This window comes from Xanthomonas sp. BRIP62418 (genome assembly GCF_003993495.1).
Lineage (GTDB): Bacteria > Pseudomonadota > Gammaproteobacteria > Xanthomonadales > Xanthomonadaceae > Xanthomonas > Xanthomonas euroxanthea.
In genome coordinates, this window is record NZ_QEZG01000034.1 from 175,186 (window position 1) to 201,839 (window position 26,654).

34 protein-coding genes and 1 tRNA gene are annotated in these 26,654 nt (G+C 65.5%); 18 read left to right on the forward strand and 17 right to left on the reverse strand.

What is annotated here, in order from left to right:
• The first annotated feature begins 25 nt into the window (after nucleotides 1-25).
• The 11 genes from EO174_RS09525 (at nucleotide 26) to EO174_RS09575 (ending at nucleotide 10,447) form a co-directional block, all read left to right on the forward strand.
• Nucleotides 26-1,225, forward strand: a complete 1,200-nt coding sequence (locus EO174_RS09525; protein ID WP_104582016.1) for a glycosyltransferase — start codon at nucleotides 26-28, stop codon at nucleotides 1,223-1,225.
• Nucleotides 1,226-1,261: 36 nt separating this feature from the next.
• Nucleotides 1,262-2,056 (forward strand): polysaccharide pyruvyl transferase family protein, encoded by a 795-nt coding sequence (locus EO174_RS09530; protein ID WP_104582017.1) that lies wholly within the window; start codon nucleotides 1,262-1,264, stop codon nucleotides 2,054-2,056.
• 4 nt (nucleotides 2,057-2,060) lie between these two features.
• Complete coding sequence (locus EO174_RS09535) at nucleotides 2,061-2,852, forward strand: WecB/TagA/CpsF family glycosyltransferase (RefSeq protein ID WP_119131349.1); 792 nt, start codon at nucleotides 2,061-2,063, stop codon at nucleotides 2,850-2,852.
• A 35-nt stretch (nucleotides 2,853-2,887) separates the two neighbouring features.
• On the forward strand, nucleotides 2,888-3,349 hold the full coding sequence (locus tag EO174_RS09540; RefSeq protein ID WP_104647970.1) for a cupin domain-containing protein: 462 nt from the start codon (nucleotides 2,888-2,890) through the stop codon (nucleotides 3,347-3,349).
• A 91-nt stretch (nucleotides 3,350-3,440) separates the two neighbouring features.
• Complete coding sequence (locus EO174_RS09545) at nucleotides 3,441-4,460, forward strand: TraB/GumN family protein (RefSeq protein ID WP_164740155.1); 1,020 nt, start codon at nucleotides 3,441-3,443, stop codon at nucleotides 4,458-4,460.
• A 135-nt stretch (nucleotides 4,461-4,595) separates the two neighbouring features.
• Complete coding sequence (locus tag EO174_RS09550) at nucleotides 4,596-5,627, forward strand: 3-oxoacyl-[acyl-carrier-protein] synthase III C-terminal domain-containing protein (RefSeq protein WP_164740156.1); 1,032 nt, start codon at nucleotides 4,596-4,598, stop codon at nucleotides 5,625-5,627.
• A gap of 35 nt (nucleotides 5,628-5,662) precedes the next feature.
• On the forward strand, nucleotides 5,663-6,511 hold the full coding sequence (locus EO174_RS09555; RefSeq protein WP_104647969.1) for an MBL fold metallo-hydrolase: 849 nt from the start codon (nucleotides 5,663-5,665) through the stop codon (nucleotides 6,509-6,511).
• Complete coding sequence (locus tag EO174_RS09560; RefSeq protein ID WP_104582021.1) at nucleotides 6,508-7,467, forward strand: NAD(P)-dependent oxidoreductase; 960 nt, start codon at nucleotides 6,508-6,510, stop codon at nucleotides 7,465-7,467. The genes EO174_RS09555 and EO174_RS09560 overlap by 4 nt, the downstream gene beginning before the upstream one ends.
• Nucleotides 7,458-8,612, forward strand: coding sequence for a glycosyltransferase (locus EO174_RS09565; RefSeq protein ID WP_126944056.1), 1,155 nt, complete (start codon nucleotides 7,458-7,460; stop codon nucleotides 8,610-8,612). Before EO174_RS09560 ends, EO174_RS09565 begins: the two co-directional genes overlap by 10 nt.
• Nucleotides 8,590-9,201, forward strand: coding sequence for a hypothetical protein (locus EO174_RS09570; protein WP_126944059.1), 612 nt, complete (start codon nucleotides 8,590-8,592; stop codon nucleotides 9,199-9,201). Before EO174_RS09565 ends, EO174_RS09570 begins: the two co-directional genes overlap by 23 nt.
• A complete protein-coding gene (locus EO174_RS09575; RefSeq protein ID WP_126944063.1) occupies nucleotides 9,191-10,447 on the forward strand; it encodes a glycosyltransferase in 1,257 nt (418 codons plus the stop codon). Before EO174_RS09570 ends, EO174_RS09575 begins: the two co-directional genes overlap by 11 nt.
• Before the next feature lie 135 nt (nucleotides 10,448-10,582).
• On the opposite strand, the gene dxs is transcribed toward EO174_RS09575, so the two are convergent.
• The 5 genes from dxs to EO174_RS09600 form a co-directional block, all read right to left on the reverse strand.
• Nucleotides 10,583-12,499, reverse strand: coding sequence for a 1-deoxy-D-xylulose-5-phosphate synthase (gene dxs / locus EO174_RS09580; RefSeq protein ID WP_126944066.1), 1,917 nt, complete (start codon nucleotides 12,497-12,499; stop codon nucleotides 10,583-10,585).
• Between the two features lie 394 nt (nucleotides 12,500-12,893).
• Nucleotides 12,894-13,550 carry an HNH endonuclease gene (locus EO174_RS09585; RefSeq protein WP_053045183.1) on the reverse strand — a complete coding sequence of 219 codons (657 nt, stop codon included), beginning with the start codon at nucleotides 13,548-13,550 and terminating at the stop codon, nucleotides 12,894-12,896.
• Between the two features lie 635 nt (nucleotides 13,551-14,185).
• The gene (locus EO174_RS09590) at nucleotides 14,186-15,979 is read right to left on the reverse strand and encodes an acyl-CoA dehydrogenase C-terminal domain-containing protein (protein ID WP_126944069.1); all 1,794 of its coding nucleotides are present in this window, start codon (nucleotides 15,977-15,979) and stop codon (nucleotides 14,186-14,188) included.
• A 37-nt stretch (nucleotides 15,980-16,016) separates the two neighbouring features.
• Nucleotides 16,017-16,493, reverse strand: coding sequence for an LEA type 2 family protein (locus tag EO174_RS09595; RefSeq protein WP_104647964.1), 477 nt, complete (start codon nucleotides 16,491-16,493; stop codon nucleotides 16,017-16,019).
• A gap of 133 nt (nucleotides 16,494-16,626) precedes the next feature.
• Nucleotides 16,627-17,163 (reverse strand): lipocalin family protein, encoded by a 537-nt coding sequence (locus EO174_RS09600; RefSeq protein ID WP_126944072.1) that lies wholly within the window; start codon nucleotides 17,161-17,163, stop codon nucleotides 16,627-16,629.
• Nucleotides 17,164-17,342: 179 nt separating this feature from the next.
• Between EO174_RS09600 and EO174_RS09605 the strand changes: the two genes are divergently transcribed.
• The 4 genes from EO174_RS09605 (at nucleotide 17,343) to EO174_RS09635 (ending at nucleotide 20,971) form a co-directional block, all read left to right on the forward strand.
• A tRNA-Phe gene (locus tag EO174_RS09605) sits at nucleotides 17,343-17,418 on the forward strand.
• Between the two features lie 1,411 nt (nucleotides 17,419-18,829).
• Nucleotides 18,830-19,111: a hypothetical protein gene (locus tag EO174_RS09620; protein WP_126944074.1), complete on the forward strand. Its 282-nt coding sequence runs from the start codon at nucleotides 18,830-18,832 to the stop codon at nucleotides 19,109-19,111.
• A gap of 150 nt (nucleotides 19,112-19,261) precedes the next feature.
• Nucleotides 19,262-19,480: a hypothetical protein gene (locus tag EO174_RS09625; RefSeq protein WP_104582028.1), complete on the forward strand. Its 219-nt coding sequence runs from the start codon at nucleotides 19,262-19,264 to the stop codon at nucleotides 19,478-19,480.
• 1,236 nt (nucleotides 19,481-20,716) lie between these two features.
• Nucleotides 20,717-20,971, forward strand: a complete 255-nt coding sequence (locus tag EO174_RS09635) for a hypothetical protein (RefSeq protein ID WP_104582226.1) — start codon at nucleotides 20,717-20,719, stop codon at nucleotides 20,969-20,971.
• A 256-nt stretch (nucleotides 20,972-21,227) separates the two neighbouring features.
• Here the strand turns inward: EO174_RS09635 and EO174_RS09640 are convergent, their stop codons facing one another.
• The 11 genes from EO174_RS09640 to EO174_RS09695 form a co-directional block, all read right to left on the reverse strand.
• Nucleotides 21,228-21,434 (reverse strand): hypothetical protein, encoded by a 207-nt coding sequence (locus EO174_RS09640; RefSeq protein ID WP_104582030.1) that lies wholly within the window; start codon nucleotides 21,432-21,434, stop codon nucleotides 21,228-21,230.
• The gene (locus EO174_RS09645) at nucleotides 21,431-21,730 is read right to left on the reverse strand and encodes a hypothetical protein (RefSeq protein WP_126944077.1); all 300 of its coding nucleotides are present in this window, start codon (nucleotides 21,728-21,730) and stop codon (nucleotides 21,431-21,433) included. Before EO174_RS09645 ends, EO174_RS09640 begins: the two co-directional genes overlap by 4 nt.
• Before the next feature lie 11 nt (nucleotides 21,731-21,741).
• A complete protein-coding gene (locus EO174_RS09650; protein ID WP_241239992.1) occupies nucleotides 21,742-22,020 on the reverse strand; it encodes a hypothetical protein in 279 nt (92 codons plus the stop codon).
• Nucleotides 22,021-22,042: 22 nt separating this feature from the next.
• On the reverse strand, nucleotides 22,043-22,231 hold the full coding sequence (locus EO174_RS09655) for a hypothetical protein (protein WP_126944083.1): 189 nt from the start codon (nucleotides 22,229-22,231) through the stop codon (nucleotides 22,043-22,045).
• Complete coding sequence (locus EO174_RS09660; RefSeq protein ID WP_241239993.1) at nucleotides 22,228-22,443, reverse strand: hypothetical protein; 216 nt, start codon at nucleotides 22,441-22,443, stop codon at nucleotides 22,228-22,230. Before EO174_RS09660 ends, EO174_RS09655 begins: the two co-directional genes overlap by 4 nt.
• Nucleotides 22,444-22,502: 59 nt before the next feature.
• Nucleotides 22,503-22,775, reverse strand: coding sequence for a hypothetical protein (locus EO174_RS09665; protein WP_126944089.1), 273 nt, complete (start codon nucleotides 22,773-22,775; stop codon nucleotides 22,503-22,505).
• The gene (locus EO174_RS09670) at nucleotides 22,772-22,984 is read right to left on the reverse strand and encodes a hypothetical protein (RefSeq protein ID WP_126944092.1); all 213 of its coding nucleotides are present in this window, start codon (nucleotides 22,982-22,984) and stop codon (nucleotides 22,772-22,774) included. The genes EO174_RS09665 and EO174_RS09670 overlap by 4 nt, the downstream gene beginning before the upstream one ends.
• Nucleotides 22,981-23,271 carry a hypothetical protein gene (locus EO174_RS23160; RefSeq protein WP_241239994.1) on the reverse strand — a complete coding sequence of 97 codons (291 nt, stop codon included), beginning with the start codon at nucleotides 23,269-23,271 and terminating at the stop codon, nucleotides 22,981-22,983. Before EO174_RS23160 ends, EO174_RS09670 begins: the two co-directional genes overlap by 4 nt.
• A 110-nt stretch (nucleotides 23,272-23,381) precedes the next feature.
• Nucleotides 23,382-23,762, reverse strand: a complete 381-nt coding sequence (locus EO174_RS23165; RefSeq protein WP_241239995.1) for a hypothetical protein — start codon at nucleotides 23,760-23,762, stop codon at nucleotides 23,382-23,384.
• Between the two features lie 10 nt (nucleotides 23,763-23,772).
• Complete coding sequence (locus tag EO174_RS09685) at nucleotides 23,773-24,195, reverse strand: hypothetical protein (protein WP_241239996.1); 423 nt, start codon at nucleotides 24,193-24,195, stop codon at nucleotides 23,773-23,775.
• Nucleotides 24,196-24,745: 550 nt separating this feature from the next.
• Nucleotides 24,746-24,985, reverse strand: coding sequence for a hypothetical protein (locus EO174_RS09695; RefSeq protein ID WP_126944101.1), 240 nt, complete (start codon nucleotides 24,983-24,985; stop codon nucleotides 24,746-24,748).
• Here EO174_RS09695 and EO174_RS09700 point away from each other — a divergent pair.
• On the forward strand, nucleotides 24,984-25,247 hold the full coding sequence (locus EO174_RS09700; RefSeq protein ID WP_104582041.1) for a hypothetical protein: 264 nt from the start codon (nucleotides 24,984-24,986) through the stop codon (nucleotides 25,245-25,247). The two genes, EO174_RS09695 and EO174_RS09700, sit on opposite strands and share 2 nt — an antisense overlap.
• A 179-nt stretch (nucleotides 25,248-25,426) precedes the next feature.
• Here the strand turns inward: EO174_RS09700 and EO174_RS09705 are convergent, their stop codons facing one another.
• Nucleotides 25,427-25,726 carry a hypothetical protein gene (locus EO174_RS09705; RefSeq protein WP_104582042.1) on the reverse strand — a complete coding sequence of 100 codons (300 nt, stop codon included), beginning with the start codon at nucleotides 25,724-25,726 and terminating at the stop codon, nucleotides 25,427-25,429.
• 68 nt (nucleotides 25,727-25,794) lie between these two features.
• Between EO174_RS09705 and EO174_RS09710 the strand changes: the two genes are divergently transcribed.
• Nucleotides 25,795-26,127: a hypothetical protein gene (locus EO174_RS09710; RefSeq protein ID WP_241239997.1), complete on the forward strand. Its 333-nt coding sequence runs from the start codon at nucleotides 25,795-25,797 to the stop codon at nucleotides 26,125-26,127.
• The gene (locus EO174_RS09715; protein WP_005990183.1) at nucleotides 26,124-26,654 is read left to right on the forward strand and encodes a hypothetical protein; all 531 of its coding nucleotides are present in this window, start codon (nucleotides 26,124-26,126) and stop codon (nucleotides 26,652-26,654) included. The genes EO174_RS09710 and EO174_RS09715 overlap by 4 nt, the downstream gene beginning before the upstream one ends.

Below are 26,654 nucleotides of genomic sequence, written 5' to 3' on the forward strand. Positions count from 1 at the left end.
CCCACTCATTCATAGGACACGGCCCATGAGCGATACACCCGCCGCCGCTTCCGGCATTCGCCGGCCTTGCTATCTGGTCTTGTCCGCCCACGATTACCGCACGCCACGGCGCGCCAATATCCATTTCATCACCGATCAGCTCGCGCTACGCGGCACCACGCGGTTTTTCTCGCTGCGCTATAGCCGGCTGTCGCGCATGAAGGGCGATATGCGGCTGCCGCTGGATGACACCGCAAATACCGTGGTCTCGCACAAGGGCGTGGAATGCTATCTGTGGCGCACGACGGTGCATCCGTTCAATACGCGCCGCGCCTGGCTGCGCGCGGTCGAAGATGCGATGTTCCGGTGGTATGCCGCGCACCCGCCGCGCCAGTTGCTGGACTGGATGCGCGAGGCGGATGTGATCGTGTTCGAAAGCGGTATCGCGGTGGCCTTCATCGAGCTGGCCAAGCGCGTCAATCCGGCAGCCAAGCTGGTCTATCGCGCCTCCGATGGCCTGAGCACGATCAACGTCGCGTCCTATATCGAACGCGAGTTCGACCGGGTTGCACCGACGCTGGATGTGATCGCACTGGTGTCGCCGGCAATGGCGGAGGAAGTGGCAAGCCGCGACAACGTGTACCACGTCGGTCACGGGGTGGACCACAACCTGGATCAGCTGGGCGACCCGTCGCCGTATGGCGAAGGCATCCATGCAGTCGCGGTGGGCTCGATGTTGTTCGATCCGGAGTTCTTCGTGGTGGCCAGCAAGGCGTTCCCGCAGGTCACGTTCCATGTGATCGGCTCGGGCATGGGCCGGCACCCCGGCTACGGCGACAACGTGGTGGTCTATGGCGAGATGAAGCACGCCGAGACCATCGGCTACATCAAGCACGCCCGTTTCGGGATCGCACCTTACGCGTCCGAGCAGGTGCCGGTGTATCTGGCCGATAGTTCGATGAAGCTGTTGCAATACGATTTCTTCGGCCTGCCTGCGGTGTGTCCGAATGCCGTCGTAGGGCCGTATCAATCGCGTTTCGGCTACACTCCCGGCAATGCTGAGTCGGTCATTGCGGCCATCAGTCTCGCGCTGGAAGCACCGCGCGTGCGTTACCGCCAATGCCTGAATTGGTCCGACACCACCGACCGCGTACTCAATCCCGGTGCGTACCCGGAAACCCGTTTGTACCCGCAGCCAGATGGCGCAGCTGTGCGTGCTTCTTCCGAGGCCGCGCTCTCGCACTGATGCGGCGCACCCAACTTTAGAAGGAGACTGCTCGTTATGGCCAATGCTTTGCTGCAGAAATGGATCGAACATGCGGAACGCCGTGCCTTGTTCTGGTGGCAGCCGAAGAATGCCGGCGTCAACATGGGCGATCATCTGTCCAAGGTGATTGTGTCCTGTGTGCTCTCCCTGCAGGACAAGACGCTGATCGAGAAGCGCGATCTCAGCAAGAAACTGATCGCCATCGGTTCGGTGCTGCATTTTGCCAAGGACGGCGACACCGTCTGGGGCAGCGGCATCAACGGCAAGATTCCCGCCGAGCGCAATACCTTCAGCACGCTGGATGTGCGCGCAGTGCGTGGGCCGAAGACGCGGCAGTTCCTGCTCGACCGCGGGATCGCGGTGCCGGAGGTGTATGGCGATCCCGGTCTGCTGACGCCGATGTTCTTCCCCGCCGATGCGCTGGGAACGGCGAACAAGCGCCCCTTCGCCATCGTTCCGCATTTCAACGAGCCGGTCGAGAAGTACAGCGCGTACGCCGATCATCTGGTGTTTCCCAACGTCAAGCCCGCGACGTTCATGAGTGCGCTGCTGGGTGCCGAGCTGGTGATCAGCAGTTCGCTGCACGGGTTGATTCTTGCCGAGGCCTACGGGATTCCGGCGGTGTACCTGGACTGGGGCAACGGCGAGGATCGTTTCAAGTACGACGACTACTACAACGGCACCGGACGCATGCAGTGGCACTCGGGCAACAGCGTGGAAGAATGCCTGCAGCTCGGTGGCAACGGCGACTTCGACCTGGAAAAACTGCAGGCCGGGCTGCTGGCCGCGTTTCCTTACGACCTTTGGTGATTCGATGATGCAGGGCCGGCACGTGGATACGGAGACGACAGCAACCGCCAGCGCCGCCACGCAAGGCGTGGTGATTCCGCTTGGCGGGTTTCCGGTGCTCTCCACTACGCAGGAAGCGTTTGCACTGGAGTTGTTTCACGCATTGGCCGCCCGGCAACCACGCCGGGTGTTTTTTGCCAACACCAATTTCATCGTGCAGTGCCAGGCACTGCGGCTGCGCATGCGCGAGCCCAGCGTGCGCATCGTCAATGACGGCATCGGCATGGATCTGGCGGCCCGCCTGATCCATGGCCGCCGCTTTGCCGGCAACCTCAATGGCACCGACCTGATTCCGTATCTGTGCCGCGAAGCGGCGCAGCCGCTCAAGTTCTTCCTGCTCGGCGGTCGCCCGGGCGTGGGCAAGACCGCTGCCGCAACCTTGACCGGCACCCTGGGCCAGCAGGTGGTGGGCATGTGCGACGGCTACGGCGAATTTGCCGCCGCCGGCGAGGGCCTGGCCGAGCGCATCAATCGTTCGGGCGCCGATGTGCTGCTGGTGGCCTTCGGCAACCCGCTGCAGGAGCGCTGGATCCTGGATCATGGCCAGGCCTTGAACGTGCCGCTGGTCTTCGGTGTCGGTGCGTTGCTGGATTTCCTGTCCGGCACCGCCAAACGTGCGCCGGATTGGGTGCGGCGCCTGCATATGGAGTGGATGTACCGGCTGCTCAATGAGCCGCGTCGTCTGCTCAAGCGCTACAGCTGGGACCTGCTGGTGTTCTTCCGCACCTGCCTGCGTGCGGGCAAGCATCTGCCCTGATGCACGCGCGGCGTTGGCTGGCTTAGCATGTACGCATGCATCCGACCGCCGCCACCCTGATCCGTTCGCTCGAACTCGCCCCGCATCCGGAGGGCGGGCATTTCCGTCGGGTGTATGCGTCCGCGCGCCAGGTGACCGATGGCGGCCAGCCGCGCCCGGCGCTGACTGCCATCCGCTTCCTGCTTGCTGCCGGCGAATCCAGCGCCTGGCATCGCGTGGATGCGGAAGAAAGCTGGCATTGGCAGCAGGGCGATGCGCTGGAGCTGTCGATCTACGACGAGGCCAGTGGACAGCTGCAACGCCTGATCCTGGATGCCGCCGGGCGCGGCGAGCCGATGCACGTGGTGCCGGCGGGGTGCTGGCAGGCGGCGCGGTCGCTTGGCGAGTTCACCCTGGTGGGCTGCACGGTCTCGCCGGGGTTCGTCTGGGAGGGCTTCGCACTGCTCGACGGCGCCTCGCCGCTGGCTGCGCACCTGGCCAGCCTGGAGCCACGCTGAGCCAGCGACGACGGCGGTGTCGAACGTTTCCCTAACGCGGCCAGGTCCGGCTTGGCGTAGTGTCCGCGTCTCACACAGGGGGCGAGACGTGATGCGAGGCCAGCGGGCGGTATGCGGCGTGGGAGCGATGCTGGTGTCGTTGCTGGCGGCGGCCAGCGATGGCGCGAAGCCGCAGTTGGCCGCGCCCTCACCACCGGCCGTGGTCGAGCTGGAAGCGATGGTGGTGCGCGGCGTGCAGCCCGGCCCGGGCTTGTGGAAGGTCAGCAAGGGCGATCATGTGCTGTGGATCCTGGGCACCGTGTCGCCGCTGCCGAAGCGGCTGCAGTGGCAGTCCACCGAGGTGGAAACGATCATCGCCCAGTCGCAGCAGGTGCTGATGGCACCGACCGTCCAGATCGATGCGGATATGGGATTCTTCGGCAAACTGACCCTGCTGCCCTCGGCGATGAAGGCGATGAAGAACGAAGACGGCCGCGAGCTGCGTGAGCTGCTGCCGGCCGAGCTGTATGCACGCTGGTCGGTTGCCAAGGCGCGTTATCTCGGCAGCGATCGCGGGGTGGAGCGCAAGCGCCCGATGCTTGCCGCCGGGGAGTTGTATCAGGCAGCGATCAAGCGTTCCGGCCTGGCGCGCTCGCCGGTGATCTGGTCGGTGGTGGAGCGTGCCGCCAAGCGCGCCGGGATCAAGCCGACCCCCACTGCGCTGGATTACAAGATCGCCGACCCACGCCAGGCCATCAAGGAGTTCCGCGCCGGCGGCATGGACGACACCGCGTGCTTTCGCAGCATCCTGGTCACCGTCGAGCGCGACCTGCCCACGATGGTCGAGCGCGCCAACGCCTGGTCGGTGGGCGATATCGAGGCACTGCGCCAGTTGCCACGCGAAGATCCGCAAGCGGCCTGCATGAGTGCCATGGCCAGTTCCGGCGCCGCCAGGAAGCGCGGGATCGACGATCTGGAACGGCGCATGCGCGAGCACTGGCTGGGCATCGCCACCACCGCGCTGCAACGCAATCGCAGCACCTTCGCGGTGCTGCCGATCAGCCGGCTGACCGCGGCCGATGGCTATCTGGCGCGCTTGCAGGCGCTGGGGTACGCGGTGGAAGCGCCCTGACACGTCGGCACGACTGCCCGGCGATTGTGGTCTGGAACGATATGTCGATCGACTGACCGATCGCCGTCCTCGCAAGCAGGCGATGCGCATTGCGCGCTCCGGCGATCGATCGGCTCGGTCCACGCCAGCCACGGTATGCTGCGCGCCTTGTCCAACGAGACCTCCGTGTTGAACGCATTGCCGCTGCGCATCCTGGGCACCGGGCGCCATGTCCCCGCGACGGAGGTGACCTCGCAACAGCTGGATCAACGCTGGCAGCTGCCGGCGGGCACCACCTTCGCACGCTCGGGGGTGGCCACGCGCCATTACGTGGGCGAGGGCGAGACGGCCTCGTCGATGGGTGCGGCGGCAGCGGCCCAGGCGCTGGCAAGCGCGGGCATCGACGCCGATCAGATCGATTGCCTGATCTCGGCCTGCAGCGTCATGGAGCAGCCGATTCCCTGCCAGGCGGTGTTGATCCAGCGCGCGCTCGGGCTGGGTGATTCGGGCATTCCTGCCTTCGACGTCAACGCGACCTGCCTGAGCTTTCTGGTGGCGCTGGACATGGCCGCCAATGCATTGGCGCTCGGGCGCTACCGGCGCGTGTTGATCGTCTCCAGCGAGGTGGCATCGGGTGGGCTGGATGCGTCGACGCCGGCCACGGCCGGCTTGTTCGGCGATGGGGCGGCTGCGGTGGTCGTGACGCGCAGCGCCGCCGATGATGGCTCGGCACTGCTGTCCAGCCGCCTGGCCAGCTACGGTGACGGCGCAGAGCTGTGCCGCATTCGCGGCGGCGGCACGCGCTATCCGCGTGGTGAAGAGCAGGCGCCCGATGCCTTGCGCAGCTTCAGCATGGATGGGCGTGGCGCCTACCGGTTCGCTGCACGCCAGCTGCCTGCATTCTGGGAACAACTGCTGCGCGAGGCCTGCACCACCACGGCAGCGTTGCGCTGCCTGGTGCCGCACCAGGCCTCCGGCGGCGGCCTGGAGCACGTGGTACAGGCGCTGGGGCTGCGCCCCGACCAGGTGGTTCGCATCCTGCAGGACACCGGCAACCAGGTCGCCGCATCGCTGCCGCATGCCTTGCATCACGCCCGGGTCGAGCAACGCCTGCAGCGCGGCGATCTGTTCGCGCTGCTCGGCACCGGTGCCGGGCTGGCGATCGGCGGCATGGTGTTGCGGTACTAGGGCATGTGCGCATGCTCCGACCAGGTCGCGCGCTGATGCCGCCGCGCGTGTCGCTCGAGTTGCTGCGTATCGGCCATTGCCGCCATTGCGAGCGCATGGTGCGTGCGGACGGCCACTGGCATGCGGTGGAATTCCCCGCGTTGAGCGTGCTGATCCGGCATCCGCAGCGCGGCGCGCTGTTGTACGACACCGGGTATGCCGCGCATTTCTTCCGCGCAACCGATCCCTGGCCCGAGCGTCTGTATCGCTGGACCACGCCGGTGCGCCTGCCCGCGCACGAAACGCTGGGCGCTCAACTGGCACGCCGCGGCGTGCAGCTGGAGGAGATCGCCTGGTGCCTGATCTCGCACTTCCATGCCGACCATGTCGGCGGCCTGCGCGATCTGCCGAACGCCCGTTTCATCTGCCTGCGTGCCGACTATCAGCAGCTGCGTGCCTGCTCACGCGTCGGCGGCCTGCGGCGTGCCTTGTTGCCGCAGCTGCTCCCCGAAGATTTCGATCGGCGCCTGCGGTTTGCCGAGCAGGCACCGGTGCGCGCGCTGACCGGCGCCTGGCAGGGCCTGGGCGCGGCCTACGACCTGTTCGACGACGGCAGCGTGCTCGCGGTGCCCTTGCCCGGGCACGTGCCCGGGCAGATGGGCCTGTGGTTGCGCGACCAGCACGACCGCGAGGTGTTGCTGTGCGCCGATGCGGTGTGGTCGTCGGCAACCTGGGCGACGCTGCAGTGGCCTGCCTGGCCCACGCGTTTGTTGATGCACGATTGGCACGCGTTCCGGCGCACCGTGCAGCAATTGCATGCGCTGTCGCTTGCCCATCCCGAGTTGGCCATCCTGCCTTCGCATTGCCAACCCAGTCTTGACCGTTATCAACCGGAGTGGCGATGAGCCTGCGTATTCTCGTGACCGGCGCATCCGGCTTTGTCGGTGGTTCCTTCCTGCGACGTTTTCAGGGGCAGCCGGGTGTGGAGATCCACGGCATCGGTCGTCGTGCCAGCGATCTGCCCAACTACCATCGCATCGACCTGAGCCAGCCGTTCGCGCTGCAGTGGCAGCCGGATGTGGTGATCCACGCCGCGGCCTTGGCCTCGCCGTGGGGCACGCGTGCGCAGTTCCAGCGGCACAACGTCCAGGCCACCGCCAACGTCATCGACTTCTGCAAGCGTCACGGCTGCCCGCGTCTGCTGTATGTGTCGTCCAGTTCGGTGTTCTATCGCGAGGCGCATCAATACGACCTGAGCGAGGACAGCCCGATCGGGCCGGCGTTCGTCAACACCTACGCGCAGACCAAGTACCTTGGCGAAATGCTGCTGGAGCACTATCCGGGCGACACCTGCGTGCTGCGCCCGCGTGCGGTGTTCGGGCCGGGGGACACGGTGCTGTTCCCGCGCGTGATCGCCGCTGCGCGCAAGGGGGCGCTGCCACGCTTCGTCGGCCAGACGCAGCCGGTGATCGGCGACCTGATCTACATCGATACGCTGTGCGATTACCTCTATCGCGCGGCGACGGCGCCGCAGTTGCAGCCGGCCTACAACCTCACCAACGCCCAGCCGGTGGATCTGCAGCAGCTGTTGCTGGACCTGCTCACGCGCCTGCAGCTGCCGCTGCCGCGACGCGAGGTGCGCATCGCCACCGCGCTGCGCATGGCCAGCGTGGTGGAGGCGGCATATCGCGTGCTGCGCCTGCGCGGCGAACCGCCGATCACCCGCTTTGGCGTGGGCGCGTTCGCCTATTCCAAGACCTTCGATCCACGACGCACGCTCGCCGACCTCGGTCCTCCCAGCGTCAGTCTGGAACAGGGCATCGAGGCATTCGTGCGTTGGCAGGCGGCGCAGTGGGCGTAGTCGTTCCGATAGTGGCAGCCACCTATCTGGCGGTGCTGATGGTCAAGACGGCTGCGGTGCTGTGGGTGATGCGTGGGGCACGCGCGCTGCCATCGGGGGGCGCCATCGCACCCCAGGCCGAGGTGGCAATCCTGCAGCCGGTGCTGGGCGGCGACGCGCACTTGCAGCAGGTGCTTGCCGCCAACCTGCAAGCGCTGCCGGATGCGCAGTTCGTCTGGTTGCTGGATGCAGACGATGGCCCGGGAAATGCCGTTGCCGAGACCTTGGTGGCGCTGCATCCGCATGTACGCATCGCGCGCATGCAGGTGCCGGCCGCGCCAGCCGGGATCAATCCCAAGGCGTGGAAGCTCGACCACGCGCTGGCGCATGTGCAGGCGCCGATCAGCCTGATCCTCGACGACGATGCACAACTGGGCGCCGGCGCGCTCGCACGTTTGCTGCAGGATCTGGCCGACGCCGATGTGGTCACCGCACTGCCGTACTACCAGGACGGCAGCACGCTGGCAGGCCGGCTGTTGTCGCAGTTCGTCAACAACAATGCGGCGCTGACCTATCTGGGCTGGCTGCCGTTCGCCGCGCCGTTGACCATCAACGGCATGTGCTATGCCGCGCGGACCGAGCAACTGCGCGCCTGGGGCGGGTTTGCCGCGTTGCTCGAGCAGCTCACCGACGATCTGGCCGTCGCCACGTTGGTACGCGAGCGCGGCGGGCGGCTGCACCAATCCGTCGCGCCGGTGGCGATGCGCACTGCGATCCCGGATCTGGCCAGCTACGCACGCCAGATGCATCGATGGATGTTGTTCGCGTCGATCCTGCTGCGTCGGCAGACAGTGGGCGTGGGTCTGACCATCGGCCTGCTGCAGGGGCTGCCGCCGTTGTTGCTGCTGGCCTTGCTGGGGTGTGCCTGCGTGCAGGCGACCTGGCCGGCAGTGGCCGGCGTGCTGTGCACCGTGCTGCTGCGTGCGCTGCTGCTGTGCCTGGTGCAATGGCAGGTAACCGGTGCGGTGCGCCACCGTCCGTTGCTGTCGGTCGTCGCGGAGTGCCTGCAGCCGCTGCATCTGGCGCATGCTGCGCTGGTGCGCACGATCCGCTGGCGCACCCGGCGTTACCACGTGTTGCCGGATGGACGTTTCCGTGCGGACTGACGGCGCCAGCCTGCAGGTCGCCTTCCTCACCGGGCAAAGCGATCCGGAGCGCTGTGCGTTGAGCGGGGAACAACAGCAGTTTCTGCACCAGCTGCAAGGCGCGGGCCGGCGGCTGATCGACTGCAATTATCCGTATCACTCCGCTGGCCCACCGCACCGGCGCACACCGCTGTGGCGCGCCAGCGTGTGCAACGCGCGTCAGTATCTGGCCGCACGCGGCGCACGCGTCGCGGACGCCGATCGCATGCGCGTGGTGGCGCTGCTGGAGCAGGCGCCGAGGACGGTGCTGTTGGCCGGCAGTTGTGGCCTGCAGCTGCTGACCGCGTTGCAGCTGCCGCAGGCGCTGCGCGCGCGTCTTGCCGTGTTTGCCTATGGGCCAGTGTGCACTGCGCCTGCAACGTTCGGACAGCTGCGCATCGTCCAGGGCAGCGGCGACTGGATCTCGCGCCTGCTGTTCGGCGCTGCGCCAGATCTGAGGCCGGCATGCGGGCATCTGCACTATCTGCGCGATGCAGCGGTGCTGGCCGAGTGCCAGGCCTTTATCGCGCAGATCGAGCAGGCAGTGCAGGGGAGGGACCATGCGCATTGATCTGATCGCACCCCCGTATAGCGGCCATCTGCATCCGATCCTGGCGATCGCCCTGCAGCTGGCGCCGCATCACGAGGTCCACGTCATCAGCACGCCGGCGGCACTGGCGCGCATCCATGCCTGCGGGCTGAGCGGCGTCAGCGTGCTGGACGCGCAAGCCGACCGGCAACTGCGCGAGATCGCCAATCCGCCGTATGCGGTGGGCCACAATCCCCTGCGGCTGCGCCGCCAGTTGCACCAGGCGCTTGGCCTGATGGCGCGGCTGGGCGATGCGGTACGGCAGCGCTGGCGCGACCGCAGGCCGGACCTGGTGATCGCCGATTTCACCTTGCCCAGCGCGGGATTGGCGGCACAGGCGATGGGCATCGCCTGGTGGACCAGCATGCCGTCGCCATGCGTGATCGAAACCGGCGACGGGGCGCCGGCGTATTTCGGTGGTCTGCTCCCCGCATCCACGGCACGGCAGCGGATCTGGCATGCCATGGCGCGGCGGCTGACGCGTGGATTCAAACGGAGCCTGCACCTGTGTTACCGCGGTCAGATGCGTGCAGCCGGATTGCCGGCGATCTATCGCAACGACCGCAGCGAGGCGGTGTATTCGCCGCACTGCATCCTGGCCCTGGGGCTGCCGTCGTTCGAGCTGGCCCGGCGCTGGCCTGCGGCAGTGCGCTTCGTCGGGCCGCAGCTGTGCACGCCGCCATCGGCGGTTGCGCCGCCGCAGTTCGTCCCCGGTCGTCGGCACGTGCTGGTGACGCTGGGCACGCACCTGCAGTGGGTCAAGCAGCGGATGGATCAGGTGCTGCGTGCGGTGGCCGTGCAGTTCCCGCAGGTGATCTTCCACTTCAGCGATGGCGATACCGCCGCGCCGCCAGCGCAGACGCAGGGCAACTACCAGCGCCTGCCGTACGTGGACTACGCACGGCAGCTGCATCGCTACGCCCTGGTCGTCCACCATGGCGGTGCCGGCATCCTGTATGCCTGCCTGGCCGCAGGGCTGCCGTCGATCGTCTATCCGCTGGATTACGACCAGTTCGACCACGCCGCGCGCCTGCACAGCGCAGCTGCGTCGCGGTGGCTGCGCAAGCTGGATGACCTGCCTGCGTTGTTGCGCCAGGCGCTTGCTGCCACCGGGGTGCCGGCGGGTGTGGGTAGATTGCAGGCAGAACTACGCGACATCGAGGCGCAGGCGCGCATCGTGCGGCTGGTGGATGCATTTGCACGCACCGGCGCGGTGCCGCAGATCTGAGGCCTCATCGGGCAGATCGCTTACGCCCGGCGGCAATCCATCAGCGTCAACACGTGGCGCACGGCATTGCCGGGACCGGCAGGCGATTTTCCAACCGCCTGCCGCAACTACCGCTGCGTGCAACCAGCGCAGGCCTCAGCCTGCAGCCGCATTCCGCGAGGGCGCCTTGCCCGCCATCAACTGCGGCCAACGCTTGAGCACGGCGGCGCGGATACCGGCCTGGTCGATGCCGGCTTCGGCCAGCAGGTCTTCGCGGCTGGCGTGGTGCTGGAAGCTGTCCGGCAGGCCCAGGTGCAGCATCGGCAGGGTGACCGCTTCGGCGTTGAGCAGTTCTGCCACGCCCGAGCCGGCGCCGCCGGCAACGACATTGTCTTCGATGGTGACGAAGCCTTCGTGGCTGCTGGCCAGCTCCAGCAGCATGGCCTTGTCGAGCGGTTTGACGAAGCGCATGTTGACCACGGTCAGGCCAAGCTCGCGGCCGACCGCTTCGGCCGCATCCACGCTTGCGCCAAAGCCCAGCAGGGCGATGCGTGTGCCACTGTGACGCAGCTGCGCCTTGCCGATCGGCAGGGTGGTCAGCGAGGCGTCCAGGGCCACGCCCGGGCCGGTGCCGCGCGGGTAGCGCACGGCCGCCGGGCCTTCGTAATGCACGCCGGTGGTCAGCATCTGACGGCATTCGGCCTCGTCGGCCGGCGCCATCACCACCATGTGCGGGACGCAGCGCAGGAAGCTCAGATCCAGGTTGCCGGCGTGGGTGGCGCCATCCGGGCCGACCACGCCGCTGCGGTCGATCGCAAACAGCACGTCGAGCTTCTGTACTGCCACGTCGTGCACCAGCTGGTCGTAGCCGCGCTGCAGGAAGGTGGAGTAGATCGCCACCACCGGTTTGGCGCCTTGCGTGGCCATGCCGGCGGCCAGCGTCACCGCATGCTGCTCGGCGATCGCCACGTCGAAATAGCGCTGCGGATACTCCTTGCTGAAACGCACCAGGCCCGAGCCTTCGCGCATCGCCGGGGTGATCACCAGCAGCCTGGGTTCGGCCGCCGCCATGTCGCAGACCCAGTCGCTGAAGACATCGGTATAGGTCGGCTTCTTGGCGCCGGTCTTGGCGACCAGGCCCTTGCTCGGGTCGAACGGGCCGACGGCGTGGTAGCCGATCTGGTCGCCTTCGGCCAGTTCGTAGCCCTTGCCCTTGGTGGTGATGACGTGCAGCAGCTGCGGGCCCTTGAGGGTCTTGAGCGTCTTCAGTGCGCCGACCAGGCCGGGCAGGTCATGGCCGTCGATCGGGCCGGTGTAGTGAAAGCCCATTTCCTCGAACAGCGTGGACGGCACGAACATGCCTTTCCAGTGTTCTTCCCAGCGCCGCACGAAGCGCGCGGTGGGGTTGTTCTTCTTGTCGCCGAGGATCTTCTTGCCGCCCTCGCGGATCGCATTGAGGGTGCGGCTGCCGCTGGCACGCCCCAGCATCTTGGTCAGCCCGCCGACCGCTTCGGAGATCGACATGCGGTTGTCGTTGAGGATCACCAGCAGGTTCGGCTCCGGGTCCATGCCGCCGGCGTGGTTGAGTGCCTCGTAGACCATGCCGGCGGTCATCGCGCCGTCGCCGATCACCGCCACCACCTTGCGCTCGTCGCCACTGCGCTGCGCGGCGATCGCCATGCCCAGCGCAGCCGAGATCGAGGTCGAGGAATGCCCGACGCCGAAGGTGTCGTAGATGCTCTCTTCGCGCTTGGGGAACGGCGCTACGCCGTCCTTCTGCTTGACCGTGTGGATCTGGTCGCGGCGGCCGGTGAGGATCTTGTGCGGATAGGTCTGGTGGCCCACGTCCCACACCAGCTGATCGACCGGGGTCTGATACAGGTAGTGCAGGGCGACGGTGAGTTCGATCACGCCCAGGCCGGCCGCAAAATGCCCCCCGCTCTTGCCCACCGATTCGATGAGGTAGGCGCGCAGCTCCTCGGCGATCGCGGTGAGATCGGCCTCGTCGAAAGTGCGCAGATCGTCGGGGGTCTGGATGCGGGACAGGCGCGGATAGCGGGTGGAGTCGATCATCATCGTGTCAATGTTCTGAAACCGTATTGTCCTCCCCATGCGAAGGCCCGGCAAGCAAACCGGTTCAGCTGTCAGCGGGAAGTGACGGTTGGGCACGGTCGGCAGTTCAGGCGCGTGCGTTGCATCCTTGGCGCAGGTGCGGCAATCCGCCGCACCCGGGTCGAAGGACCTATGACACTGGCCAGCGAGGCTGCGTGGCCGTGCGATGGGCAGGCTGGCCGGGTCGCCGTGAATGCTCGAGGAAGCATCGGGGTTGCGCATTGCGTGGAGGCGCTGTGTGCTGCATCGAGTCGACGCGCCCGCCGGTGCACGCGCTGCCACACATCGGTCGGACGATCCCACCGCCGCCCCGGCGATCCAGCCGGAGCGTCGTGTCGAGCCAGCGGGTAGCGACCTACAGCGACAGTTTCGAGCGCTTGGGCAACTGCGCGCGCAGGAACGCCATCTGGTCGGACAGGATGTTGCGGTTGGACAGGATCAGGTGCTCGATCCAGCTGGGGCGATAAGGCACGGCCAGCAGCGGCATATGCGCCTGCTGTGGCGTCCGGTTGGCCTTGCGCGAGTTGCACTGGAAGCAGGCGGTGACCACGTTCTCCCAGCTGTCGCGGCCACCCTTGGAGACCGGCATGACGTGATCGCGGGTCAGCTGCGGGCGACTGAAGTGCTGGCCGCAATACATGCACAACTGCGAGTCGCGCGCGAACAGGGCGGTGTTGCTGAGGGTCGGCGTCGGGTCCAGCGCGCGCGAACGGGCATGCCCGCGTGCGGCGATGATGGGATGCAATGCCAGCGTGCTGCGCTCGCCGGTGAGCCGCGACATGCCGCCGTGGATCTCCATGCAGGGCTCGCCCAGGGTCCAGGACACCGCACCGCGTGCGTACAGGCAGGCGGCGTCCTGCCAGTTGATCCAGTCCAGTACGCGACCATGCGCGTCGAGCGAAAGCAGGCGCAAGGTGGGAAGTTGCTGGATTGCAGCGACAGCGCTGCCCGCGACCGGGGCTGAGGAGCCTCCGGGGACGATCACATCACCTGCGTGCGTGTCTGTCTCCATCGGGAAAACAGCTTATACCGGATCGTTGACAGTTTGTGTATCGCAGCGACGGCCGTGGCGCGCTTATTGCAATCAAGGGATCAGCGCGTGCCCGCCCGGCCGCGATGCCGCCGTGCTGTGTGCCCAATCCTTGTGCGTTGAACGCCTGGCTTAGCCGTAGGAGCGCACCTGGGCGCGAGGTTTCGCTGATCGGTAATGCCCGTCGCGGCCAAGTCCGCTCCTACGACAGCGGTGAATCCTGCGATGTTGCCGTAGGAGCGCACCCGGGCGCGACGTTCGCCTATCGGTAATGCCCGTCGCGGCCAGGTCCGCTCCTACGACAGCGGTGAATCCTGTGAGGTAGCCGTAGGAGCGCACCCGGGCGCGACGTTCGCCGATCGGTAATGCCCGTCGCGGCCAGGTCCGCTCCTACGACAGCGGTGAATCCTGTGAGGTTGCCGTAGGAGCGCACCTGGGCGCGATGTTCGCCGATCGGTATGCCCGTCGCGGCCAGGTCCGCTCCTACGATAGCGGTGGAATCCTGTGAGGTTGCCGTAGGAGCGCACCCGGCGCGACGTCTCGCCGATCGGTACCGCCTCGTCGCGGCCAGGTCCGCTGCTACGACGGCGGCAGCCCGCCGCGAGGAGGGCGCTTGCTCAGGCTTCGCCGAACAGCTCCGCTTCCAGCGTCATCAACGGGGCGGCGCCGCTGCGGATGGTGGCGGCGTGGGTCAGCGTGCGCGGCAACACGCGTGCGAAGTAGAAGCGTGCGGTTTCGCGCTTGGCACGTTTGAAGTCCTCGCTGCGCGCGGATGCATCGGCTGCGGCCACGCTGCGCGCCCACCAGTACGCCAGCACCACGTAGCCGGAATAAAACAGGTAGTCGTAGCTGGCGGCACCGAGTTCGTCCGGATTGCGCGCGGCGCGATCGAGCACGTCGCGGGTCAGCATCGCCCACTCGCTGCACTTGTCGCGCAGCGGCTTGATGAACTCGGCCAGCGCTGCGTTGCCTTCCTGTGCATTGGCAAAGCTTTCCACATCGGCCAGGAACAGCTTCAATCCGGCCGCCTGGCTGGCAGCGGTCTTGCGGCCGATCAGATCCAGCGCCTGGATGCCGGTGGTGCCTTCGTAGATGGTGGTGATGCGTGCGTCGCGGGCCAGCTGCTCCATGCCGTATTCGCGGATGTAGCCATGGCCGCCGAAGCACTGCAGCGCGTGGTAGGTGTTCTCGATCGACCACTCGGTCTGGCAGGCCTTGGAGATCGGGGTGAGGAAGCTCACCAGGGTCTCGGCATCGGCGCGTTCCTGCTCGCTGGCGCCGCGGTGCGCCACGTCGACCAGGCTGGCGGCATGCAGCGCCAGCAGGCGGCTGCCTTCGGTCAGCGACTTGATGGTGAGCAGCATGCGGCGCACGTCCGGGTGCACGATGATCGGGTCGGCCGGTTTGTCGGGAAACCGGGCGCCGCTGAGCGCGCGCGACTGCAGACGCTCGCGGGTATAGCGCAGCGCGTTCTGGTAGGCCCGCTCGGACAGGCCGATGCCCTGCAGGCCGACGCTCAGGCGCGCAGTGTTCATCATCGTAAACATCGCCTGCAGGCCCTTGTGCGGCTGGCCGACCAGGTAGCCCTGCGCGCCTTCGAAGTTCATCACGCAGGTCACCGAGCCCTTGATGCCCATCTTGTGCTCGATCGAACCGCAGTGCAGCGCGTTGCGTTCGCCCACGTTGCCGTCGCGGTCCACCTTGAACTTGGGGGTGACGAACAGCGAGATGCCCTTGGCGCCGGCCGGTGCGTCCGGCAATTTGGCCAGCACCAGATGCACGATGTTGTCGGTGAGATCGTGCTCGCCGGCGGTGATGAAGATCTTGGTGCCGGTGATGGCGTAGCTGCCGTCGGCGTTGGGCTCGGCGCGGGTCTTGAGCAGGCCCAGGTCGGTGCCGCAATGCGGCTCGGTCAGGCACATGGTGCCGGTCCAGCGGCCGTCGATCAGCGGCTTGAGGAACACGTCCTGCTGCCAGGTTTCGCCGTGCTGGCGCAGCGCTTCCATCGCGCCATGCGAGAGCAGCGGGAAGTTGCCCCAGGCCAGGTTGGCGGCGTTGATCATTTCGCTCAACGGCACGCCCAGCGTGTGCGGCATGCCCTGGCCGCCGAATTGCGTCTCGGCGGTCAGCCCGTTCCAGCCGGCGCCAACGAACTGGTCGTAGGCGGCGCGGAAGCCGGGCGGGGTGGTCACCGCGTGGGTGCCCTTGTCGAAGGCGCAGCCGATTTCGTCGCCGATGCTGTTGAGCGGCGCCAGCACCTGCGCGGTGAAGCGGCCGGCCTCTTCGAGCACGGCGTCGATGATGTCGGTGCTGGCGTCGGCATAGCCGAGCCGGGCAAACAGGGCCTGCGCGCCGAGCACATCGTGCAGGGCGAAGCGGAAATCGGTCAGCGGGGCGGTGTAGCTGCTCATGCGGGATCCTTCAAACGAGTGCGGGAAGGCGTGCGCGTCAGCGCAGCACGCCGTTGAGGCCGGGCGCCGGGCTGAGCGTGTTGCGCGACTCGACGCTGAAATCGCGCTGCTTCTTGTCCTGCGGCGTCGCCCATACCGTGCCCTTGAGCGCGTAAGGCAGCGAGCGGCCACCGGCCAGCACGTCGGCGACGGTGATGCGGCCCAGCGAGGTTGGCTGCACGTTGACGGTCACCACGTCGGCGGTTTCCGGGCCGATCGAGATGCCGACGGTCTGGTCGAGCTTGCCGGCGACCTGATCGCCGGCGGAAATCTCCAGCGCCACGCGCTCGAACTGCATCGGGATGCTGCTGTAGTTCTGCAGCCGCAGATCGACCGACCAGGAACCATCGGCACGCACGGTCAATTGCTGGATGCTGGCAGCCGGCTCGGACACGCGGCGCACCGCACCGCCGCATGCGCTCAGCAGCAGGCCGCAGGCCAGCGAGACGATCAGGAGACGGGAGGCGCGACGCATGTACTGAAGTCCTTGGCGGGATGAGGCGGCGCCAAGAATACTACGCAGTACGGTTGCTGCCTTGCTGCCTTGCTGCCGGCGCGCGTGCAATGCGGCGTGTGATGCGCGGCGCGCGGTGGGCCGGCCACCGGAGTCAGGGCAGCGGCGCAGCCACGATCAGCGGCGACAGGTCGTAGCCCATCTGCGCGGCCCGGGCCTTGAGCTGTTCGAACTGCGCGCGCGGCATCTGCGGCGAGCGCGACAGGATCCAGAGATAGTTGCGATCCGGCTCGCCGACCATGGCCCATTGATAGTCCGGGTCGAGGGCGATCACCCAGTAGTCGGCCCACACCAGCGGCAACCAGCTCAACCATTCCGGGGCAAAGCGCACCTGCAGCTGCCCGGGCTGGCCAGCGACCGGGCGCGCCACCCCGTCGGCCTGGGCCAGCTCGCCATCGGCGGTGCGGCAGCCGTTGCGCACGCCGATCAGGCCATCGTCGCGCAAGGTGTAGCTGGCGGTGATGTCGCTGCGGCACTTGTTCTGGAACGACACCGGAAGATGCGCGATCTCGTGCCACTGGCCCGCGTAGCGGGAGATGTCCAGTTGCGGCACCGCGCGTACCGGCAGTTGGGCGGCGGCCGCCAGCGGCAGCAGCAAGGCGAACGACAACAGCAGGCGGGGCAGGCGCATGACAATCTCCTCCGGACCTGCGCAGGCTAGGCCACGCCGCCCGCCACGCGGCGTGAACCGGTGCAGGAAAGCACAGGTGTCGCGCCGGCCCGCAACAAAGTTCATCGCAAGGCTTGCCCAAACTGCGCCTGCTCGCTATGATGCGCGTCCTCGCAACGCAGGCAGCATGTTGCGATAGTGGCCGAGTAGCTCAGTTGGTAGAGCAGGGGATTGAAAATCCCCGTGTCGGCGGTTCGATTCCGTCCTCGGCCACCATTTCTAAGCGTTGCAGCGCGGGCATTTTGCCCCTTCCAGCCGCTGCTGATCCAACAGCCTTCCAATTGATTTGATCCGATTTTGCACCAGTTGCCAAAGTCGGTAAACGTGCTGCGTCGATCGCCAGGTGTTCCGGCGACAGGTGAGCGTAGCGCAAGACCGATTGGTAAGAACGCCATCCGCCTAACTCCATGAGCGATCGCAGCGAGGTGCCGGCCATCACGTGCCAGCTGGCCCATGTGTGCCGCAGATCGTGCCAACGTAATGGCGCAATGCGTGCACGGCGTTGGGCCGCCTTAAAGCCATGGTTGTTGCCGCGGTCGTACGGCTCACCTTCAACGTTCGGAAACACCCAGCGCGGGTGCTTGCCTTTCTGCGTTGCCAGCACGGCCATGGCCTGATCGTTGAGCGGCGAGCCAATCGCGCGCTTCGCCTTGACCTGGGTGCCGGCGACCCATGCCACCTTGCGGCGTAGATCGATCCGGCTCCATTCCAGGCGCAACACATTCTGCTCGCGCCAGCCGGTTGCCAGCGCAAACAGGTAGGGCGGCCGCAAATGCTCGGCCAGTTCGTCGTGCAGCCGTTCGGCCTCCCTGACGGTGAGCCAGCGGTAGTCCTCTTTTGCCTTTCCGTTCTCTTGCAGGTGCATCGCAGGGACATGGTCGAGCCATCCCCAGCTGTGCGCCGCGCGCAGGATCGAGCGCACCAGCGCAAGCATCTTCTCGGCGGTGCAGCGGGATGTCGTGCGTTCGTCCTTGCGGCCAACGCGCTTCACGCGCGGCTCGGCCATGCGGAGGACCAGTAGTTCCGCAAGCAGATCCGAGTCGATCTCCCCCAGATTCTTGTCACGCAGATGGGAATCGAGCCAGCGCAGGTTATGCAGGTCCTTGCCGAGGCTTCGCTTGGCCTGCTTATCGGCCAGCCAGCGTGGCACGGCTTCAACCCACCGGCGTTGTGGCTTCTCGCCTAGGCGGCTCGTGCGGTACGTTTCTGCGTGGAGCTTTGACGCCCATTCGGTTGCAAGCGCCCGGTCGGCAGTCCCAGTGCTTCGAAATACGCGCTGTCCGCTTGGGTCGGTGTAGCGGACGTGCCAGGTGCCTTTTTTGCCACGCTGGGTGAGGGTGTAGGGACTTCTTGCCATGGTTCACCGGATAGGTAGGCGTCGAGCGCTGCCTTGTGGAATCGCCATCTCCCGCCAAGTTTTCGGCCGGGTGGATGTTTGCGTGTTTTCATCATGCTGCGAAGCGTGACCGGATGTAGCTGCAGGTAATCGGCCGCTTGCGGCAGCGTCATGACTTCAGAAGATTCGGGCAGCATTCGCCCTCCTTAGCTGCTTGCGCGAGCGCCTCCCTGCCATGGCATTGCTGAACATTTCGCATATACAAATCTGATAAATCCGTTCAGATTTTGCTTGAATCTGTACGCAGGTAGTGGCAGCGTGACAAGCCCGCAAAACGGAGTGCCAGCGATGGTCATTGGCGTTGGGCCGTACTTGCTGTCGATCACCACCACGTGCCATGCGCATCGGGGAGGTCATGACTGGGATGTATTGTGGGAGGTGCGTGACTTGCGCGAGAGAAACAGAATTCTCGGCAAAGGCGGGGATTGCTGTTTTGCCTCCTCCGGGGACGCTGCGGCGATCGGCCGGATGATGGGTTTGGGGCAGATTGATGCGCTCTTCGCTGCAGCCTGAGGCAACATCTTGTCCGCCCGCTCTCTGGCAAGTCGGCCGAGATCGCACGACATAACGGGGGCGCAGTTCTGACCCGTTTAGTTGCAGCGTTTGCTTTCCGATTGCCTGCAAACCTGCGCTCCAGCAGGAAGCGCAGATAAGGGGAGACCTATGGCATTGCACATCGAAGAAGGCCGTTTCCGAATCGAAGTGAGCAGCGCGCCCAGTTTGCACGGCTGGCGCAGCATGGCGGTGGCTTACGAGGTGGGCGGATCCAACGCGTTCGGCCCGCTTCAGTCGGAGCTGTTCCCGTCGCGGGAAGATGCCGAATCCGCCGCGCTTGCGCTCATCCGGGAAAAGATCGCCGCGCGTGGTGCTGCCCCGCAGTAAGCACGCCGCATCGAGTTTCTCGAAGTTATTACTTCCGTGCTCGCTGGCTAGCCGCCGCAGGCCTATGTGCATGGCTGCATTGCGCACGCGCCGGACCCGCAGTGGGCGCCCACCGATTTCCACATAGTCTTCAGCTCCCCAGGCACACCATTTGTGCCCATGCGAGACATCCATGTTCAACGAAAGTGTCCCCACGGCTATTGCGGGGAGTTTCGGGTCGAGACCACGGAAACCGAGCAGACCCAACAGCAACGACCGCATCGCTGGTTGTCGACGGCTTATGTCTACCATTGTCTGCGCGCCGCTCCGGTTGTCACGCTTGAGGGGGCGGGCGAAGGATCTGGGCGTGAAGAAGCGCGAGCGCATGCACTTCGTATTGCGTGCGCGTTCTGTGATCACTTGAATGCAGATGACTGGAAGAAAGCGGCCTCGACTTACGATGCAAACGGGATCAATCGTACTAATTGATGTGATGCCGGTTACGGCCTCGCCTTTTAAGTGAACTGCTTCATGTAGGGTTAGCGCCTGCAGCCGGGAGCGTGGGTCATACTGGCACCTATGGCTCATCGCTTGCCCACCGCTGCGTCCGCTCATGGCTTTCGTGGCGACTACCACGTTGAGACTCTCGAAATGCAGGCACCCGGCGATTCGGTTTGGACGTCGACTGCATATGTCTATCACGTGCACCGCAGTGGCCCGCTGCTGGAGATCGAAAATGCGGGCCGAGCGGAGGATCGCGGAACTGCACGCCAGCAAGCGGTCGCGGCCGGGTTGGCAGCAATTGCAGAGCTCGATCCAACTGCTTACTAAGCTGCCGACCGTGAGCGGCGTATCGCATAGTGCGCGGTGATAAGTTCGGTGCCAACTGAGCAAGCGGGCATCGCGATGACCCCGGGCCTCAGAACAAGTCGCGAGACGCTTCTCGCGTATCAGTATGGGCTGGCTGCTACGGTCTAGCTGACGCACGGTGACGGCGTCTGGAGTGTCCGTGTTGTTGAGTTTCATCGGGCTGATCTGCCCACTTCGTTTTTCCTCTGATCGTTCGTTGCCGCATATCTGGAAGCGGCTCGAATAGTGAAACGCGCAAAGACGCACGAGCAGACTGCATACCTGCTGGGCCGACCGGTTTCTGATGCCGGCTGTACTCTGCGTGCCGTAGCCGTGTAACGGCCCGATGGCTTCTGTGCTCGATTGTCTTGACGAGATCTTCAAACCTGCCAGATGACTATTCATGGCATGCGAAATAGATCCCTTGTCGATCCCTATGGCCACTTCGGAGAATTCCGGATTGAGACCATGGAAACCCAGGCCGCAGGGGAGCTGCGCTGGTACTCCGATGCTTTCGTTTACCACCGCGATCACGCGGCGCCGGTTGCAACGCTTGAGCGTGCGGGCGAAGGCAATGACCGGCACGAGGCGCGCGCCCAGGCGCTTCGCTTCGGGCGGGCCTACGCCAAGTCCCTGAACCCACGGGACTGGGGCGCGGGGTAATTCTTTGGCAATCAGAAGCTGCGAGCCCTCTGGAGCCGTGCGGACGTAGCGGACCAGCCGGCATTGACTGAGCAAGTACGTGTAGGGCAGCAAATAGCCGCCTTCACAAAGGCGCCGTTGTTGACCGTCGAAGACGCAGGGCGCGCAGAGTACAGCGGCGATGCGCATCAGCAACCCATTGCCGTGGGCGTGGGGGCGATTGCGGAGTTGGATTCCCCCAGTTACCAATTCAGCCGAGTCAGCCACTAGCGCCATCCTAAACACGGGCGTCTAACTCGCTGGTAGGCGTTGCTTTGGTGATCCGCGCATCGTTGACCTCGCGCCGCGAAAGGCTCCTGCGCACAGGAGTAGCGCCCAGCCTTTCGACTTTGCCGCCACGTTTGGCGAATGCCTTGAGGTGCGCCGCCAGGTCGGCCCGCTCGCGGTCTTTGTGGCGGACGGTGGAGAGAGCGAAGGCGCTCATGACGCACCTGCCTTGCCACGCGCAGCGGGTTCGTCGCGCAGCAGCTGCTCGGCGTAGGCGACGCCGCGCTTGTTGAGGGTGATGGTGTTGGGGAACTGTGGGTCGTCGAGCTGCACTAAGCCGGCGTTGTCGAGCCAATTGATGCAGCGACGGGTGAATGCCTGGATCTGCACGGGGCCGCTGGTCTGCACCTGAGCGGGCATGGCGGCGAAGCCGCCGCGGGTGCGGCGCAGGGTGCGGCCCTGCGCGGTGTATGCCGCCTTGAGCGCGGCCTGTGCTTTGGGTTGTAGGTGCATGGTGACCTCGATCAGGCGGCGTGTGCCGCATTGGCCAGGTGCGCGAACAGCTGTTCGCGTGCACGGCTCAGGTGGGACAGCGGGATGCGGTGCTGGCCGGTGGGCTCGGTCCAGCGGCCTTCGGTGAGCGCGCGGCTGGTGCTTGGCGCGGTGGCCTTGCCGCAGCGGCAGCACTCGATGTGGAACGTGGTCGGCGCCGGCCCGCCGATGCGGTAGCGATGCGGTGCGCCGTGGGTGGTGACCAGCTGCGGGCGGTGGCCCGGCTGGCACGCGGCAATGCTAGGCGGCAAGGGCGTGGCTTCCTGGCGCATATCAGTCCCTCGCTCGCGCCAGCCGAACGTGGGGGAGGGGGGGCCGCTGGTCGTCGGCATACGTGCGGTGGGTGCCGGCGCTACGGTGCGCGGCGTGGAGCTCTGCCAGCCGCAACGGGATGCAGACGGCCGCCAGGATCGCCACCACCGCCCAACCTGCGGCCAGGGTGCGTTGGTAGGTGCGGCTCATGCGCGTGGCTCCTGTACCTGCACGCCGTGCTGCCGGAGCCAGCGCGTGGCCTGCTGCAGCACGCGCGGTGCAAGCGCATACGCGTCGCGGCCGATGCACAGATGGCGCGTAGTAGTGCGGGCGCGCAGGCGCGGCGCCACCGCGCACCTATCCAGCGATGGGGTGACCTTGCCGTCGTACAGGCCGGCCCAGATCCAATCCGTGCAGATCATGAGCGCGAGCGTTTGGCCTGCATGGCCGGTGGGAAAGAGCGCTTCAACTGGGCGCGTGCTCATGGCGACACCCGCACAGGCACGCCGTGTGCAGCCAGCCATTCGCACATTGCCTGCAGGGCGTCGTCGCCGGCCGTGTAGGCGGTCTGGCCGAGTTGCAGCGCGCCTTCCATGCGGCCCACATCACCAACCCGGCACACCGTCACCACGACCTGGCTGCTGCGGTCACTGCCATACAGCGCAGCGCTAACCGCCTCTCCCTTGATGCAAAGGCGCAGTAAGGTGCCTTGGCCGCGACCCAGTCGAAAGTTGGCCGAAGGAAAGTCGCTCATGCGCCGCGCACCTCAGCGAGTGCGGAACGAAATCGTTCCACCTGCTCCCTGCGCTTGGCGATCCTTTTTTGCAGGCATGAGGCATAGCTCGCAGAGGCGTAATCGCCTAGCGCATTAAGGGTGTGCGCATCCTCGCGAATGGCGTCCTCGGCCCAGATGATTGCGGCCGCCAAATCCTCGGGAGTCAACGAAGCGGCGACGGCGCTCATGCCCGTAGCTCTCGGACAAAGTCGCGGCTGGCTGCTTCGGCCCGCAGGCCGGTTAGCTCAATGCGATTGCTGCGCTTTGGGTAGCGCTTAGGACCCTTGGACATGCTGCGGCGCTTAAGCGCTTTGGCACGGGCATGATCGTTTGCCGCGCACAGGCAGACGCAGCGCTGGGTTGCAGCTGCTGCTAGCAGGTGAATGGCTTCGGCCGGGCATTCGTCACCACGCGTGTAGGCGACGGATCGATGTGCTGCTGCGCGCATCAGGGTCTCCATGTCCCACGGCGACATGCCGGGCTCTCGGGACAGGAGTTACGTTACCGAAACGGTTATGACTTAGTCAATACCAAAACGGTAATGTCCGGGCAGGGAGGCCCGATTCGAGCCGCGTTCGGGCCGCTTCAGCGGTACCGCATCCGAAGCAGCCCGGCGTCGTCAAAGCTGACATCCTCGCGCAGGCAGTCAATTCCGCGTTCGATATCACGTAAGAGATCCCGCAGATCTTGGTCAGGTAGCTGCTCCATCGCGTCCAATCCGAAACACGCTTGATCAATGAGAACCTGCATCGCCGGACCCCACGCGCGTCGATGATGCCGGATCATTCTCAGATGCGACTCTCTTGTCGCCGTAGTCATGCCGGGCGGCGTGGTTGCTGCCCCCACAAGGCGCAATTGGGGTTTTCTTCCCGGCACTGGCCTTGGTCCCTGTATCTGGGCCGGAAGCCCCATCGCCACAGCCATCTGCTGGGCCAATTCCTTCAAACGATCGTCACTGATCCCCACTCATGCCTCCTCACCCGGCTTTTCGAAGCTCCGCAGCGAAGCGGCGTAATGCCCCAACGAGATCCTGACCTTCGAGAATGCCACTTGCCCCTTCCTCTCTCGCAACCAGCATGGCGATGTAGAGGCGGGTCGAATACGTCTCGGGCGAGGGGGGCTGGGGCGACATCGCGTCCAGTTCCCTCACCAACTTCACTGCGGCCTCGACTATGGCCCTTTCGAGTCTTGGATCCTGAGACGCACTCGACGGGGGGCGGTCGAGTTCGCCGGAAGACAGCCCCATAGCAGCTTCCAAATCCCGTGCCAGATTGCGGCCGATTCCCTTGGGCTTGGCCTCAGATATCCATTGGCTCACCTGGGCCTGCTGCCATCGGGCACGACCGTAGCGCCGCGCCCACTCAGCTGGACCACCCGCCTCGATGACAAGGCGGCGCATGTTTTCAGTGCGAGCAGTGTTTGCATCCATCCCGCCTATGGTCAGCGGGCTTACCATTCCGGTAAATAACCGAAACGGTATTGACTGGTCATAACCGAAACGGTAACGTTCGGCCCATGAATCTGACCGAATACGCAAAGTGGCGAGGTGGCAGCGGCACGGCCGCATGTCCGGTTTTTGCTCAGGTGGCTAGCGCGGCCGGATGCAGCGTTTTGACGCTCTACATGATCGCGCGGGGTCACAAGACCGCCAGCGGCGCGCTGGCCAATCGAATCGACTTGGCGACGTCTGGTCACGTATCGCGTTGTGGTCTTCGCCCCGATGTCTTCGGTCCGGCGCCATCCCCAAGCACGAATGCGGCGTAGGGCATTTGCCTCATCACGAACCCTCGTACCGGCGGTGTTGGGTATCGCCTTTAATTCCTGGATATCAAGCGTGATTAACCCCGAGCATCTCGAAAGCCTCAAGGCCAAGGTCGTCGCTGGGCTCTCCAATAGGAAAGAACAGATCCAGTTGGCGCACGCACTCGGTCCGTCGGGCGCGGCATTCGTCAAAGAGGCGATGCGTCGGTGTCGGGGCAAGCTGACTCGATCGCATCCACCAGCAGAGGCAGGGCGGTGTTGTCCGACATGTGGGCAGGTGGTGCGTCGGCCAGTTCCAACAAGCGCCGACGGATCTGGCGTTGATTCGGAGCGTTGCTGATGAGCATAGGCAGCACGACTTCCAGCACCAGTTCGATGGCATCCAGCCGTTGGTCGCTGACTTCCTTCTCGGACAATTTGTTCGGCATGCCTGTGGCCTCTGTAGGTGAGATTGGGTCTGACGTTGGATCGTACATCGCCGCAGGTTGCTCGCAGGACGGCAGATACATCACGCCGCTTAGCGAGCGCCTGGACGCGGGCGAGATTGCGTCGCTGGTGGGGCTTCCTCTCCACAACAACGGCGACACCGCCGACCTGTCGCTGACCGCCGACGAATGGGCAGCGCTCATAGAGCGCCGGCGTCGCGTGGGTTGGCCTCTCAATTTTCTGGAGGTTGCTGATGGTGTCTGATCGCTGGAATCCACGGCTCTGGATTCGTGACTGGCTCAGCAGGCCCAATGCTTTTGAGCATACGCGTCGGAGCCAATTGGAACGTGCCATCGTCAGAACGGCGTCTACTGATATTGCTCGCATGAAGCGCGATTCGATTGAGGTGCCGTCAGTGGTGGTTGACGCAGTGACAGGCTCAGTTACTGGGGTGGAGCTTCGAACGTACTCGCTTGGAGAACCTGCGAAATCTGCTTTGCCACCCGAAGCTGCTCCTCCAGCGTCATGTCGTGCAGGGGCGTATGCAGGCCTGTTGCCTCGATCGCTTCGATGGCTTGGTCGAGGTGCGCAATGACTTCTTCCGTTGGTCTTCCGCGGTGCCGCGCCATGGTCAATACAGCCAAGTGCAGGCCGTTTGTCCTGCCGAGCGTGAGGCGGAATTCGCCGCGCAGCTGCTCGAGTTCCTTTTCCAGTAGGTCGATCTTCTTGTCGCGTTCGTCCATGTCGCCCTCCTTGCGGGCCTTTGTTGGTGCCGTGGGGGTTCCAGCATATCGCGAGGAGGGTGGCACCTATGCGTAAGCCCAGCGACGAACTGGTGCTTGATACTGTTCGCCGGCGTTGGGAGCAGGGCGCCTCGGCGCCAGCTGTTTCAGCCATGCCGGGGATGCTTCGCAACGCTGTCGCGATTGTCTTGACCGTTGCCGGCTTGGTCGCGTTCTGCTCCGGTCTGCTCGGCAACGAAGAAGACAGCGACGACATCGCCGATGCCCGTGCGCAAGTCGTAGCGCCGCAAGGCGGTGAACCGCAGGAGTGGGGTGATGCTGTGCATGACGCACATGGTGCGTCGGCCGACCAGGCGGCCACCACGATGAACTGCCCGATGTTTCAGGGTGGTGCGCGATGACGTGCCAACGCTCAGACATCTATTGGCGCGACGCGCTGTACAACGCGGTGTCGCAGATGCCAGGCAATGTGCGCGCGGCTGCTGCTTACCTGACAGAGCGCCGCGGCAAAACCATTGCGGCGGAATCGCTGCGCAAGAAGCTGCGCGGCCTGGAGGGTGAGTCGCTCTCGATGGAGATGGCGGAGATGCTCACTGAGTGGATGCAGGAGCTGAGCGCCGGGCAGGCCCAGGCGACGTGCTGGATTCAATCGCTGGGTGCGCAATTCGATTTGGCGATGGACTTCGTACCGCCGGCGCCCGACAACGGCTGGCCGGACGAGGTGGCGGCGATGCAAGCCAAGCTACTGCACGTGGCCAAGCACGCGGGGCGCCTGTCTGGTGTGGCATTGGAAGCGCTGGACGATGCGCATCTTTCGCTGCAGGAGGCCGACCTGATGGTGGACGAGCTGCAGGCCATCCGCACCATGTGCCACCGCCTGGAGCGCAACGTGCGCCGGGCGGCTGCCAAAGGCCGGAAGCGTGGTTGA